A 12519-nucleotide genomic window follows, 5' to 3' on the forward strand; every position below is an offset into this window, starting at 1 on the left:
TTAGTGCTGGTAGATAGTGGCGACGTTGCCGCTGCCGCCAGTCTGGCTGACATTAGCAGTCAAGTTGTTGCCTGCCTGGGTCAGGCCGACGGTGTTGGCGGCAAAGAGTGAACCTGCGCCGGTCTGGCTGACAACTGCGCGGTTGTTATTGCCACTTTGCAGCAGCGACTCTTCGTTGAAGGAACCGGTCTGTGTGCTGGAGACGTAGTTGTTGTTGCCATACTGGTTAATGTCAGCATTCAGGACGCTGCCGTTCTGGTAAACATTGGCGCTGTTGTAATCACCCGATTGCAGGGCGCTGGCGGAGCTGATGCCAGAATTGACTTGCTGAACATAGCCGGTATTGTTATTGCCGCTTTGTTGCAGGCTGGCCGAAACCAAGGTGTTGTTTTGCTGAGACACGGTGCCTGTGTTGCCGTTGCCTGCTTGACGAAGGCGGGCCACAGCGCTGGTGTTGTCTTGCTGAGAAATGTTGCCGGAAGTGTAGCTACCGGATTGAGTAATAGTAGCAGTGGTGCCACGGTTGCTGCTCTGAGCAGCGTTAGCGGTATTATTGTTGCCCCCACCTTGGTTGATACTGGCCGATGTATTGCTGTTGTAGTCCTGCGCGATTGTGGCGTTGCTGAACCCGCCAGCCTGAGTCAGATCGGCGCGTTGAACGCCGGTGCCCGTCTGGTTGATGGCCGCCCCGTTGTTGTTACCGGCCTGATTGGCGGCGGCACTGTTGTAAGCGCCATTTTGATTGATGCCCAGGGCACTGTAGGTGGCGGTCTGGTTGATCGGCGAACCGTGTGCCGAGCCAGTGCCAGCAGTGTTGCTGTTGCCTGTCTGGTTGATGTTGATTGACGACTCGGTCGCGCCGCGCTGGTCAACGTTCAATACGTTACGGGAGCCATTTTGCGAAGTGCTGACGCTGCTGGAATCAGCCATGGCCGAGCCGGACAGTGCAACCAGAATTGCCAGTGACAGGATTGATTTACGTGCGTGCATTATAAACTTCCTTTTTAAGTGTAGTGCTTACAGGTAGGGGTGTTGCGTATTGGTTTGTACAGCAGAACTCATGGTTGATTAACTTGAAACTGGGTGGTCTGCCCGGTGTTCTTATCGGTGGTAACGATTTGCAGTAAACCACTTTGAAGATTGGTAATTGCAATGCGGAAGTCGGTGGTCTCGACAACTCCTGGAACGAGTTGGCCGTTGGTGCCGACGATGCTGGAGGTCACGGCAGAAGACACCCGACTGAGAATGGCGCTCTGCAACATACTGTTGAATTGAGTCAGGGCAGTTTGCCCCGAAGCGGAGGTTGATGACTTTTCAACAAAGCGATTTTGCGCCTGCGCCTGGTTCAGCAGTACCGGGCCATTCAGCGGGTTGCCGCCGAACGAAGGGTTATTGGGCACGTATGCGAGCTCGCTAGCATGTGCGGTATGCGTCAAGCCAGATAGGAACGTCAGGCTGATGACAGCCCGCGATATAGAGTGCATGCGGGTACCTTTCATAGTTCGTCGCGCCCCAAGTCCGGATCGCCAAAAAACTGTGCGAGTTGGTAGTCAAGAATTGCCTGGTACACCTGAGCAGCTGCGTCAGTACCGATGGCAGGGATGAGTGTGCGGTTTGGAGGAAGAAACATCTGAAATAGGCGACGATTGCCGTAGTCGACGAACACCTGACTGCCCAAGCGTGCGGTAGGTCGCTCAGTAATGGCGACAGTGAAATCTCCGGTCTCGTCTTTTTCACTCCACGCGCTGGCAAAGCTGTCGTAAAACGCGCGCCCCGCCAGAGTAATTGTCTGTCCGATGACAACACCACCAACGTCTTTGTAGTTCAACGTTCGGTGTTGATCGACGGTTGCAGTACTGTTCACGCTCGCTTGGGCAAATACGGTAGAAACAACACACATTTGTAGAGCAAACACACTGAAAACTCGAGTGCAAGTCATAGCTGTTAAACCATCGTTACAGGTATGACGTTATGTATATACGAATAATATTATTATGCCAGCATAATTTTAAATTTAATTTAACCTTTTTTTGGCGTCAATTATTTTTTGTTTTTTTAGTTTTGTTGATAGAGCGCTAATCAATAAAGAGACAGAAGTATGGCGTCAATTTTTCGTAATAACAAAAAACGCACGCTCCTATTTTGCTACGTATAAACTTGCCGATCTTTAAAGGAGATACAGGACAATTCGCGGGCTCGCAGCTCGTAGCCTTGTTTGAAAAAAGCAAACTTAGTGGCCTCACTTTTGTTTTCCCACCGGATTTCGCCCCGTCTGCTTCTTCCCGGCGTTAGGTGCGGCGTGAATCAACCGCGTAGCCAGCAAACACCGGCATTAGTGGTGTGATGGTTAACCGAAGCGTTTAACGCGGCGCAGGCATTGCTTATAGATCACCTAGGAAGCGTCACGCTTGAACAGCCGGCCAGTGGCTTCAAAGAGCGCTACCAGAGTTTGTAAACCTGTGGTTTACAAAGCGGCATCTAGAAGTGACTGGTAGATCGGCATGAGCACTGTCTGCTTATGGCCCAGAGTGTGTAAAAACGCGCGGACAAACCCTTGCTATGATTTCTGGGAATCTCATCGCAGGGGGAACCCATGAAACGGTTTATCCAGGGTGAACACCGAGGTCAAAGTACCTTACTTCCAGAAAGCCTCGACGACTACGTCAGCGATACCAATCCAGTGCGTGTGGTCGATGTCTTCGTCGATGAACTCGACCTAGCCAAACTGGGTTTCGATAGCGTCATTCCAGCCGAAACCGGCAGACCTGCTTATCACCCTGCGATCCTGCTGAAGATCTATATCTACGGCTACCTGAACCGTATTCAATCGAGCCGACGTCTTGAGCGAGAAGCTCAGCGTAACGTCGAGTTGATGTGGTTAACCGGGCGCCTGATGCCCGACTTCAAGACCATCGCCAACTTCCGAAAAGACAACAGCAAAGCCATTCGCGGTGTCTGCCGCCAGTTCGTTTTGCTCTGCCAGCAGTTGGGGTTGTTTAGCGAAAACCTGGTTGCCATCGACGGCAGTAAATTCAAGGCGGTGAACAACCGCGACCGGAACTTCACCAGCGCCAAACTGAAGCGGCGTATGGAAGAAATCGAGGCGAGCATCAGCCGTTATTTGGCCTCGCTCAATGCGGCTGATCGCCAGATCCCTAGCGCCTCCAAGCCCGACACGGTGAGCTTGGAAGATAAAATCGCCAAGCTCAAAGCACAGATGAAAGAGCTTCAGGGGATTGAGTCTCAGCTCAACGAATCGCCAGATAAACAGGTTTCGCTGACCGACCCGGATGCCCGTTCGATGATAACGCGTGCAGCGGGATCGTTGGCTACAACGTGCAGACGGCTGTCGATACGGAGCACCATTTAATCGTTGCTCACGAAGTCACCAACAAAGGTTCTGACCGTGACCAACTCAGTTCAATGGCGAAGCAGGCTCGTGAAGCCATCGGCGTAGAAACGTTGTCGGTAGTTGCCGACCGAGGCTACTTCAAAGGCGAAGAAATCCTGGCTTGTCACGACGCAAGCATCACCGCCTACGTGCCGAAGCCGATGACTTCAAGCGCCAAAGCTGATGGCCGATTCAACAAAGATGCCTTCGTGTATGACGCGACGAAAAACGAATACACCTGCCCGGCGGGAGAGGCACTGATCTGGCGATTCTCCAGCGTTGAGAAAGGCTTGTATATGCACTGCTACTGGAGTTCAAAGTGCCAGAGTTGCACGCTGAAAACCCAGTGCACGCCAAGCACAAATCGTCGAGTAAGGCGTTGGGAACATGAAGCTGTGCTGGAGGAAATGCAGCGTCGGTTGAACCAGGCACCAGAGATGATGAAGGTTCGAAAACGGACAGTTGAGCATCCCTTCGGGACGCTCAAGCAATGGATGGGGGCAACGCACTTCCTGACTCGAAAACTGAACGGGGTGAGTGCGGAGATGAGCTTGAATGTGCTCGCTTATAACTTGAAGCGGGTTATGAAAATCATCGGTACAGAAGGCTTGCCGAAGGCGATGGCGGCGTAAAAACCGCAGCTTTTACTGCACCAGGAGGTACCAAAGCGCTTCATAAACGATCTGACGCGCTATCGGCGCCGATCTTGGCAAATGTTCGGGAAATCGCCTCGCCCAGCAGCGCTGGGCTCAGGCATCCAACATACGGAAAGTGTTTTTACACACTCTGGGCCGATAGCTGCCTGTTTCCATCGGCGGATCGCATTCAGTAGCCAGGAAGCCTCTAGCCCGGAGCTGCCGGCTGAGATGCCTCAATCTAGCAGAGCGCTCAGCTCTTTCCGGCTCGCCGCATCAAGGTTGAGCAGCAAAGTGGTCGGAATAGGCCAGCCCATACTCCCAGGCGACTAGCCGAATGCGCGTTGTTATCTCAAAGCTTTCTCGGCCCGCGGGGATCCAACGAAATTATATTTGACGCAGGTACCCTGTATTCTCGGACATTAGGATGATGTCGAAGCCTCGCTTGCACAGGCGCTTGCACACCGGCTCGCAGTTCACTGCCGCAATCACTATGTGGCCGTGTTCAGCGGTGATCGAGCGATCAACCACAGCCATATCACCATCGAATATTCCAGCGCCTTCCATGCTGTGGCCTTCGATGCGCACCAGGTAGATATGGGGTGCTCGAATATCCAGAAGCTCGTGGATGGAAATATGTTGTTCAAGGTGATCCGCAGCCGGCGACGGAAATCCCGCAGGGACTTTGAACGAGTAAAACGGGAGCTGGACTCCCCCTGCTGCCAACGGGCCGAGGATGGTGACGCTCATGAAGGGTGCCTTAACCTAAACTGTATATGCATACAGTTAACGTCAAAGCTTGCTAGCGGTCACTCTTGGGGGAGGAAAATTGCGACCGAAGGATTCACGGGAGCAAAATCTGCAGGTAGGTCAGGAGGCCATGATGATTGAACCCTGACCACTTTTCGCTATACCGTCGACATTGCTGCAAGTCGCTTCTTCGCGTAAGCGGCTAGGTGTTCTTCAGGATGCCTTTGTCTTTTGTTTCAAGGTGAAGTCAGCGCTGCAATTGGTTGGATGAGCACACCAGTGCGGAGACTAGGAAAATGTCCAATAGATATGCTTGAAACGCGGATGGAAACTCAAGCCGTACTGGATCTGATCGGCCGGCTGGAAAATGGGGTACTTGCTTAAGGGTTCCCCTTATGATCGCGACTTAACGGGAGACAATACCATGCACAATCAAGAGAAAGCTCTATTGGAGCAGGCTCTGGCCGATGCCCAAAAGAAGCAACGGCGCGAGCAATGGCTGGCAGAGAACAGCGAAGCCGTAAATGCCTACAACGAAGAAGTGGAAACCCAAGGCGTGTTCAGCGACAACATACGAAGCTTCTGATGCCTCGGTTTCCACGAGTAGGATAACGAGATTGCGACAGCGGTCGTGCAGCGAAATCGAATGCAAGTCGCTTCTTCGCGTAAGCGGCTATCTCCAGGTTTTAAAGCTCGATAATCAGATCAGGAGCAAAGCCCGTATGCTGCCCTGGATAGCCGCGCGGATTTGAAATCCAAACGGCACCCACATTTGATGAATGTTTGCCTCTACGTGCGTGTGCCCATAGATCCAAAGATCGGCCTTCCCCAATAGATCCGACCAGTCGTTCGCATAGGCCGCTGCCAGGTGTCCTTCATGCGCATCAGACATAATAATCCGGTACTGGTGCGTGATGGGTGATTACCACGGTTTTACAGGCGAAAGCCGAATCTAACTCCTAGGCTAGCCAGCTGTAAGCCTTCTTTGATTTCGCTATCAGATCAGCAGGTCTCAAGCGCCTGTAGCTATCATCCGCCCTAATCACACGAAAATCGTTCAACCATTCAGCAGCCATCCGGATTGCAGCCTGGGCATATCCAGTCGATGTGTAATCCGTCCAACCCGTAGTCTGCAGAAACCGAACTTGATCCAAAAGCAGCGTCTGATTCTCCAGCATATGAACATTCGGCGCTGCCGCTTCCTTCATTTTTCGCAATGTGTGGTCGATGTGCCCACCGTAGTAGTCATGATTGCCGCACACGTAAACTACCGGGCATTGGAACACTTCGTTCGCCCATTTCACTCCTCGCGTTTTCAGATCTATGTCACCCGCGAGGATGACCACGTCCGCAATGCTCGGGACAGGATCAAATTTGGAAAATTCATCGTGCAGATCTGAATAGATTTGTAGCTTCATTGGATTACCCGACCGAGCAACGCCCGCCGCATTGTTAAACCGGTGTGAGCGGTCTGCCGTTTCATCTGGTCGATGGCTTGCATCCGATCACTTCATTTGGAGTCGTCAGAAGGTGACCAATGGATGTGCTCAAAGCATCGTACGCTCAGCCAACGCCCCCCTCCTAAACTCCCGGCCTGCCCACAAACTTCGCAAGTCGAGAGCGACCGCTCTTCTGCAGCGGCAACCGCCCCACGGCATGCCGTATCACCGCCAGAAAAATAGAAGCGCAACCCACCAAACTTTTCCTTCACTTGGAGCACCTTCACCTGAGGAACATCAGGCTGAGAAGCCAGGTGAATTTGCAAAGTGCGGCACAGTTCATCAATCAGATTTAACCATCCCGGCAAGCATGCAATCTCCCGAAGATGGGTATCGGAGAAAAGCTCTGGATAGCGCCCTCGTAAAATGGGCAATAGGTCATCCGTCATATGATTCCAATGCTCCATTTTCTGTATTTGAGGTCGCTGCTAGCGCCGGGGTAGCAGACAGGCTCGCGCGCCTCGTCGACGCACACAGACCAAGGACGACTTTTGATTCCCTAACCTGCAGCCTGCAATCGCCTTTTCGCGCCAGCGCCTAGCCTTTTCATATTTCAGTGATTGGTAGGTATGGCTGCACCTAGAGGCAGGGGGGTCTCAACAATATCAATCGACGTTGTCAGCTCATGCTGCATATGAGCAAAAACTGTATCGATGTTTGGATGAGCTCCCGAATTGAGCAAGACACTCACTACCTGCAGTAAATCTCGGCCCTGCGCGACTGGCATCTGAACATCGCAGTACACCATGTCGTAATCGTTGAAGGCCATCACCGATCACCTATTATGGGTTTCGAGGTTGATGCCAAGACTTCGTAGGGTAATGCAGGTAGCTAATGGGTGATATGCGATGGACAGCCAGGTTCACTCGCCGTGGATCGAAGGAAATTTTGGAAGCTAGGCCGCCCATGGCACTTTTTGAAGGACGCGATGACATACCGGGAATTCATTGTGGTTAGTACCCAGAAGCGCCCCTCTTTTCGCACAAAGCGGATTGTTGAGGTACGCATGAGATGGCCATCCGAAAACTGTCCCTCCAGGTCGCGTCTGATGTGCTCAAAAAAAACTCCGTACGCCAACCCGGCCGAAAAGAACACGTCGCTCAAGTAAGCTGTGATCGGTGCTTCGTAGACGTGTTTTTGCGCTCGAATAATCCGTAGTAAGTGAAAATCTGTGAGCCGCTTGAAATGGAATTCAACGTTGGTTTCCTGCATTTTTTTGCCCCTGCTCGACTGTTCATGGCACAGCCATGGCTATGAAGATCAGTAGATCTTGCAGACGTCTTTTAGTGACGAAGGATCAAAATTATCGGCATGAACGTCCGTATAAATTTGTCCACCTGCGACCTCGATGACTGAGACCGCTACACCGAGTTGGTCATACCCAATGGCCAGGCTAACCAGCTTTTCCATCTTCCAGCTATCCCACCTATTCATCCATGCTGGAGTCATCACCTGAAGCTCGGTGACCACAGTGGACGAATCTCCTTGATTCAGGATCTCCTTCAAGCTTTTAACGTCACTCGTCATCTGAATAAACGACCACGTCCGACCTTCCTGGCTATGTTCTAAGCAAACGTGAAAACAATGCAGATCCAGTAATCGCCCAACCACGTGCCAGTTGCTATACCCCTCACCGAACATTCCAGGGATACCGGCAAGAGCGCTGTCGTGTGTTCGAAACATCTTTAAAACTCCGTAAATTTACTGCTTCTAAGATCAAAAAATGGACATGATCGTGCTGAAACTCGCGGTCTTCTCGTGTCCTGCCCCTGCGAGGACGTAGACGGTATTCCTGGTCTCAAAGAAAAAGCCCTCTTCAAAGGACGTGGCGAAAGTGGTGCGTACCCAATCGCCGATGTCGAAGCGCCTCTGACTGTCAAAGCGTACGTTGCGGGCAAAAACAATTAGGGGCAGTTGGCCGGCTGCTTGGATTTTTGCGAACTCGTCTTCTGTGACGTCGACTTTGAAGATCGTCCAGTCCTCCACTAAGCAATACGGCTTGCCTGGATAGAGCGCTTGCACGAGCCCGATGAGAATCTCGTCTGAGTCCATGGGCCCTTGGCGAGGGGCTCCTGGGCCATTGAGAAGCTCGCTATCTGATGTTGGCTCGTTCACTGTGCATCCTCTTTGCTTTGGCAATACATATAAAATCTTCAGGCGAGCCCGCCCCCTATCAACGGGAGCCCAGGGAACCCTAGAGCTCAGGCAGTTCAAGGGCTCCTAATCAGGAGTGTAAAGGAGTCCATTCCGTTGTTGCTCACCCGAACATCCCACTCGCTTAAATATATAGATTTGAGTGGGAACTAGCAAACACGGCATACCGTTCCGTTTACAGAGGACGGACTAATGTCACTTCGGATGGCGTATGCAGCAGTGCTGCAATTCGTTAGAACACGCCGTGGGTTGCTGCAGCAAGACATTGCCGTGCAGGTTACGCATTCACACGTCAGTCAACTTGAATCCGTTAAGACATCCCCAACCTTGGAGGCCAATCAAGACCTGGCATCCGCGTTGAGCCTGAATCCCGTGACCCTTCTAACGCTGGTGCAGGCGTCTTACGAGAAAAAATCGGCACGAGAAATCCTGCAGATAGCTCTTCAGGAACTCGAGGAATTGGCGTTGCTGGACGAGCCGCTCCCTACAAAACCCAAGAAACTCAGTCCGCCAAGGACGGTAGATTCTGATAAAAAAAGGGAAGCTGTTTGGAGGTTGAAAGGTGAGGGATATACACAGGCTCAGGTGGTGCAAATGCTGGGAATTCCGAAAACGACTGTGGGGCGCCACTGGCACAAAAAATCAGAGGCACCGTAGGGATGCCCTTCGGTGCTCTCCTAAAGGCCGAGCACCCTGACGACAGCACCGAGGCGATTTCAGCGAAGGTGTTCTCGGCTGACAGCTTTCGACCTAAACGAGAAGAATGCGTTTGCAATCACTCCTTCAGATGGGCTCGCCACCAAATCCTCACTCTGCTCAAGCAACATGAGCGTTTGTACGCAAGGTTCAAGCGTACGAACGTGGCACAGCGGAATACTCTTTCGAAATGCAATCAAGCAACTCATCGGTCAACCGACGAATCTCATCGCTCGCAAGTGAATTGGGTGAAATTTCGATCAGAGAGTCGAAGTAACCGTATCTATCCCAAAAACCTCTGCCACGATTGTATTTTTCAGTTTCCATGGCGTGAGCCTTTGTCAGGAATGTTCGCAGCATAGGAATTTTTAGTTTCCTGGCACTTGCATATACCTTTGATTGACGTTTATAAGTATCAATGACTTCTTTTCGAGCCTCAGCAGCTATTTCATCGTCTTCATCATCGTATTCTAGGTATTCACTGCCATCCCCTCCAGGCGCATGATTGGTTAAAAGCGAGTACATTTGCAGAACCGGCTCACCACCATTGAGTTTGGTAATTTTCTCATGGAAAGTTTCGGCCGCCCAAATTGACATAAGACAGTCATTATTGAGAACAACCGCAATTATATTTGACAGCAAGAGGGTTTTATACAAATCCTTATTGAGATCAAGGAGAATATAATCATAGTCAGCTGTTATATTGACCATGGAGTACGGTGCGTTTCTCTTTTTTTCAATCTCAGCGATAAGATACCCATTTTCCACCTCAGTAACATCCGGCCTTTCCGTTGAGTCTTCTGAAAGTCTCTCAGACAATTCATGCTCTAAATCATGCACCTCCGCCGAGTACAACAACACATCTTCCGCATTAAAATAATTTACACTTCTACCTTTGGGATCGAATTCACCGTAAAGCTTGACTTCCTCTTTCACAAAACATTTATACACAATATCATTACTTATTATCGCCACCCTCTTCCCCCGCGCAGCTAATTCCGTTGCGACGTTAACTGTGATAGGGGATTTACCTACTCCACCTTTTAGTGTGGTAATGCTCATCACTTTACAGCTATTTACCAAAAGTCTTCCATCATTAGAGACTGGGGGGTACGGCACCCCTCGGCGCTCGCAAAAGAGCTGAAGGCTGCTCATTTTTATGGTTCGATGCGAAGGCTGCTCTAGTGATGTTTCGTAGCTTTGCCAGGTACGCTCTTTGACTCCAATCGTGGCTGCCGCTTGTTCAGCAGTGAGCCCTAATACGTGCCTTAGGGACTTAAGATCTTCTGGACTTATCAATGACATTTTTTTGCCTCCGTTGATAAGCAGAGGATAGCTAGCCAGTGTCGGCGACCGCAATACGCACAACGTGCGTACTAGAAGCACATGTGTCGGTTGTAGGCAATTGCCAGCTCACAGAAACGAAAAGCTACGCTTCAACGTTGCGAACCGTAGTAATTTCTATGATGAAACAAAATTTCAACGAAATCGTCAGAAATATCGCACATAAAATTTTCACAGGCCGGTATTACAATCAAATCTAAAGGACTCAGCTATACCTCTTCCCGCAAAATTACCCTTGCCGACTTTGTTGCCAAAAATGCGGCAGTCAATAATTGCTCTGCTAGCCATTTTGCCTCACTGTGGGCAAACGTCCAGCGAACCCAACCAAAACTTAAATAAATGCATTGTCCTTCCAGCCCGATTTGCAAATCGTAATAGGCCTCCTCATCGTCTTCAAGTTCTATAATGGGTTCAGGATCCAACAGAGTTCCGACAATGAGGAACTCTCCTCCTGTGCTGACAACTTGGAGCAAATCGGATTGCTGTGGCGATCCGAACGTTACATTGCGCTGATTGAGAGTGCGCCAAAACTCGAGACTCGTTTGATGTTTTGACTTATCCGACTCACTTTCATCATGATCATTGGTGTTAATGATTGCCTCTATTAAACCCAACCCCACATCATGTGCCTGAAGAGATGTAAAACTGATGTTGAAATCGTGCAGCCGTACCCGTACCAGCTGCGACGCAGTGAGTTTGACAGTCGTACGAAAATCTTCATTCGTTCCTGGGAACATGAACGTTTCAGATGACTTGAAGGTGAGGCTGGATTTCAAACGTTTATTACTGCCCATAGCATTCTCGAGAAGTTGGCTCATGAATTACTAAACGGAACAATTTCGAAAAACCTTTAGCGGATTTCAGAATATTTTTTTGAGTAGGTCAGCCAGATGGGTAAACCCAACTGGCTAAGCACTTGTGAAATTATTTCGATACTGCTGACCTGCCACTGCATCCTTGAACCACCGCGCCACGGATCTCGAAATAGGGGAGCTCGCAAGGCTTTGCATGATCTAATCGAAACAGGCTGACGACCCAGGGTTTGGAGTAGCGACGTCTGTCTCATGTTAGCTCTCGCTGTAAACCGTCCCGCCATTCGAATCGATGGCATTTCAGAGATGTAAGGATTAGCCATCTGCATGGCCGTACACAAAAACGAGACTTAGCGCTCACGCTCAGCCGTGCGCGGGATCGGTTGGACGCATTCCAAGCAGAAGGAGATGTGGAGCTTTAACGTAGCCAGCTTGTTGGCAGAAATTTGCTTCAGCGTCCTCGTGGGAAGCCAAAGAGCATGAAGAATGCGGAGGCTGTAAGGGAGCTAAAGGCTGGAGGAATGAACCAGGCGGAGGTGGTGGAGCAGCTCGGGCTGGCGAAGTCGACGGTGCATCGGTATTGGCAGTCGTAGGAATCAAAGAGTCCCATAACCATGGTTGACAGAAGACGGTCAATGTAAACCTAGTCTAGCCCGGATTTACTGGGTTTCAGCAGTACGGGGGATATAGGGTTTGGCGTGAGGACTCAAAAAAAGGAGCTTGGTGGGAGCTAAGGTTTACATTTATCTGAAAATCGGCTCGATAAGGAGGCTGTTTACTTTTTTCAAGAGAAAAGGTGCTAGGGTGAAATGCGAAACAGTGCTTTTCGATCATATTTACCCAATCTGCTTGGCTTCCAGGGGAAGTAGTTCTGTCTTAGCTTAGAAACCAACCGGTTTACCTCCCTCCACCCTCCAAAACAAATTGTTGGTGAACCGGTCGCACAGCACCACAGCCCCCCGGGCCAATGCCGGGCGGATGACTTCGGCCAGGTGCTGGGCGCGAGCGGCGAATACCAGCAGCAGCTCGGTGTCCGGGTTCATGGCTTCTTCGACCGGCGCCAGCAGCACCTCACGAATTCGCTCGGCCAGCGCGGTGCCGCCCGGCTCGCGGGTCAACACCACCTCGATACCGGCGGCGCGCAGGCGCTCGGCGAGGTATTCGCGATTGGTGCTCTTGCCGGCGCCCTCGGGGCCTTCCAGGGTAATAAACAAGCCAGTCACAGGCAGTCCTTAGTC

Annotated in this window: 15 protein-coding genes and 2 pseudogenes; 5 read left to right on the forward strand and 12 right to left on the reverse strand. The window is 51.0% G+C overall.

Annotated features, from left to right (window positions below):
* The 3 genes from AAEZ09_RS17540 to AAEZ09_RS17550 form a co-directional block, all read right to left on the reverse strand.
* Entirely contained in the window at nt 1-990 is a 990-nt protein-coding gene (locus AAEZ09_RS17540; protein ID WP_225571063.1) for a hypothetical protein, read from the reverse strand.
* 68 nt (nt 991-1058) lie between these two features.
* Entirely contained in the window at nt 1059-1499 is a 441-nt protein-coding gene (locus tag AAEZ09_RS17545) for a curli assembly protein CsgF (protein ID WP_225571064.1), read from the reverse strand.
* Nucleotides 1496-1915, reverse strand: coding sequence for a CsgE family curli-type amyloid fiber assembly protein (locus AAEZ09_RS17550; RefSeq protein WP_225571065.1), 420 nt, complete (start codon nt 1913-1915; stop codon nt 1496-1498). The genes AAEZ09_RS17545 and AAEZ09_RS17550 overlap by 4 nt, the downstream gene beginning before the upstream one ends.
* Before the next feature lie 678 nt (nt 1916-2593).
* Between AAEZ09_RS17550 and AAEZ09_RS17560 the strand changes: the two are divergent.
* Nucleotides 2594-4023: pseudogene (locus tag AAEZ09_RS17560) on the forward strand (IS1182 family transposase).
* A 390-nt stretch (nt 4024-4413) separates the two neighbouring features.
* Here the strand turns inward: AAEZ09_RS17560 and AAEZ09_RS17565 are convergent.
* Nucleotides 4414-4776, reverse strand: coding sequence for a LexA family protein (locus AAEZ09_RS17565; protein ID WP_350600194.1), 363 nt, complete (start codon nt 4774-4776; stop codon nt 4414-4416).
* Nucleotides 4777-5007: 231 nt separating this feature from the next.
* On the opposite strand from AAEZ09_RS17565, the gene AAEZ09_RS17570 reads away from it, so the two are divergent.
* Both AAEZ09_RS17570 and AAEZ09_RS17575 read left to right on the forward strand, forming a co-directional pair.
* Nucleotides 5008-5160, forward strand: coding sequence for an antitoxin Xre/MbcA/ParS toxin-binding domain-containing protein (locus AAEZ09_RS17570; protein WP_225571067.1), 153 nt, complete (start codon nt 5008-5010; stop codon nt 5158-5160).
* A gap of 40 nt (nt 5161-5200) precedes the next feature.
* Nucleotides 5201-5362: a type II toxin-antitoxin system CcdA family antitoxin gene (locus AAEZ09_RS17575; RefSeq protein WP_225571068.1), complete on the forward strand. Its 162-nt coding sequence runs from the start codon at nt 5201-5203 to the stop codon at nt 5360-5362.
* A gap of 373 nt (nt 5363-5735) precedes the next feature.
* Here AAEZ09_RS17575 and AAEZ09_RS17580 read toward each other — a convergent pair whose 3' ends face one another.
* The 5 genes from AAEZ09_RS17580 to AAEZ09_RS17600 form a co-directional block, all read right to left on the reverse strand.
* Entirely contained in the window at nt 5736-6194 is a 459-nt protein-coding gene (locus tag AAEZ09_RS17580) for a metallophosphoesterase family protein (protein WP_318653953.1), read from the reverse strand.
* A gap of 92 nt (nt 6195-6286) precedes the next feature.
* Complete coding sequence (locus AAEZ09_RS17585) at nt 6287-6664, reverse strand: hypothetical protein (protein WP_225571069.1); 378 nt, start codon at nt 6662-6664, stop codon at nt 6287-6289.
* A gap of 164 nt (nt 6665-6828) precedes the next feature.
* Nucleotides 6829-7044, reverse strand: coding sequence for a hypothetical protein (locus AAEZ09_RS17590; RefSeq protein ID WP_225571070.1), 216 nt, complete (start codon nt 7042-7044; stop codon nt 6829-6831).
* Nucleotides 7045-7535: 491 nt separating this feature from the next.
* On the reverse strand, nt 7536-7958 hold the full coding sequence (locus AAEZ09_RS17595) for a hypothetical protein (RefSeq protein WP_225571071.1): 423 nt from the start codon (nt 7956-7958) through the stop codon (nt 7536-7538).
* A 33-nt stretch (nt 7959-7991) separates the two neighbouring features.
* The gene (locus AAEZ09_RS17600) at nt 7992-8390 is read right to left on the reverse strand and encodes a DUF6957 family protein (RefSeq protein ID WP_350600197.1); all 399 of its coding nucleotides are present in this window, start codon (nt 8388-8390) and stop codon (nt 7992-7994) included.
* A 231-nt stretch (nt 8391-8621) separates the two neighbouring features.
* Between AAEZ09_RS17600 and AAEZ09_RS17605 the strand changes: the two genes are divergently transcribed.
* The gene (locus tag AAEZ09_RS17605) at nt 8622-9086 is read left to right on the forward strand and encodes a DNA-binding protein (RefSeq protein ID WP_350600198.1); all 465 of its coding nucleotides are present in this window, start codon (nt 8622-8624) and stop codon (nt 9084-9086) included.
* A 189-nt stretch (nt 9087-9275) separates the two neighbouring features.
* On the opposite strand, the gene AAEZ09_RS17610 is transcribed toward AAEZ09_RS17605, so the two are convergent.
* Together AAEZ09_RS17610 and AAEZ09_RS17615 are read right to left on the reverse strand one after the other, a co-directional pair.
* A complete protein-coding gene (locus AAEZ09_RS17610) occupies nt 9276-10430 on the reverse strand; it encodes a P-loop NTPase (protein ID WP_350600200.1) in 1155 nt (384 codons plus the stop codon).
* A 248-nt stretch (nt 10431-10678) separates the two neighbouring features.
* Nucleotides 10679-11263 (reverse strand): hypothetical protein, encoded by a 585-nt coding sequence (locus AAEZ09_RS17615; RefSeq protein ID WP_350600201.1) that lies wholly within the window; start codon nt 11261-11263, stop codon nt 10679-10681.
* 497 nt (nt 11264-11760) lie between these two features.
* Here AAEZ09_RS17615 and AAEZ09_RS17620 point away from each other — a divergent pair, with 497 nt between their 5' ends.
* The gene (locus tag AAEZ09_RS17620; protein ID WP_350600203.1) at nt 11761-11874 is read left to right on the forward strand and encodes a helix-turn-helix domain-containing protein; all 114 of its coding nucleotides are present in this window, start codon (nt 11761-11763) and stop codon (nt 11872-11874) included.
* Nucleotides 11875-12177: 303 nt separating this feature from the next.
* Here the strand turns inward: AAEZ09_RS17620 and tmk are convergent.
* Nucleotides 12178-12504, reverse strand: a pseudogene (tmk, locus tag AAEZ09_RS17625) (dTMP kinase); the annotation flags it as partial.
* Nucleotides 12505-12519: the final 15 nt, after the last annotated feature.

The organism is Pseudomonas sp. 65/3-MNA-CIBAN-0223 (assembly GCF_040310425.1).
Classification (GTDB): Bacteria; Pseudomonadota; Gammaproteobacteria; order Pseudomonadales; family Pseudomonadaceae; genus Aquipseudomonas; species Aquipseudomonas gregormendelii.

Bases quoted from the DNA above. Each gene is read 5' to 3' on its own strand.
- AAEZ09_RS17540 (WP_225571063.1), bottom strand. From the start codon at position 990: ATGCACGCACGTAAATCAATCCTGTCACTGGCAATTCTGGTTGCACTG.
- AAEZ09_RS17545 (WP_225571064.1), bottom strand. From the start codon at position 1,499: ATGAAAGGTACCCGCATGCACTCTATATCGCGGGCTGTCATCAGCCTG.
- AAEZ09_RS17565 (WP_350600194.1), bottom strand. From the start codon at position 4,776: ATGAGCGTCACCATCCTCGGCCCGTTGGCAGCAGGGGGAGTCCAGCTC.
- AAEZ09_RS17575 (WP_225571068.1), top strand. From the start codon at position 5,201: ATGCACAATCAAGAGAAAGCTCTATTGGAGCAGGCTCTGGCCGATGCC.
- AAEZ09_RS17580 (WP_318653953.1), bottom strand. From the start codon at position 6,194: ATGAAGCTACAAATCTATTCAGATCTGCACGATGAATTTTCCAAATTT.
- AAEZ09_RS17585 (WP_225571069.1), bottom strand. From the start codon at position 6,664: ATGACGGATGACCTATTGCCCATTTTACGAGGGCGCTATCCAGAGCTT.
- AAEZ09_RS17590 (WP_225571070.1), bottom strand. From the start codon at position 7,044: ATGGCCTTCAACGATTACGACATGGTGTACTGCGATGTTCAGATGCCA.
- AAEZ09_RS17595 (WP_225571071.1), bottom strand. From the start codon at position 7,958: ATGTTTCGAACACACGACAGCGCTCTTGCCGGTATCCCTGGAATGTTC.
- AAEZ09_RS17605 (WP_350600198.1), top strand. From the start codon at position 8,622: ATGTCACTTCGGATGGCGTATGCAGCAGTGCTGCAATTCGTTAGAACA.
- AAEZ09_RS17610 (WP_350600200.1), bottom strand. From the start codon at position 10,430: ATGTCATTGATAAGTCCAGAAGATCTTAAGTCCCTAAGGCACGTATTA.
- AAEZ09_RS17615 (WP_350600201.1), bottom strand. From the start codon at position 11,263: ATGGGCAGTAATAAACGTTTGAAATCCAGCCTCACCTTCAAGTCATCT.
- AAEZ09_RS17620 (WP_350600203.1), top strand. From the start codon at position 11,761: ATGAAGAATGCGGAGGCTGTAAGGGAGCTAAAGGCTGGAGGAATGAAC.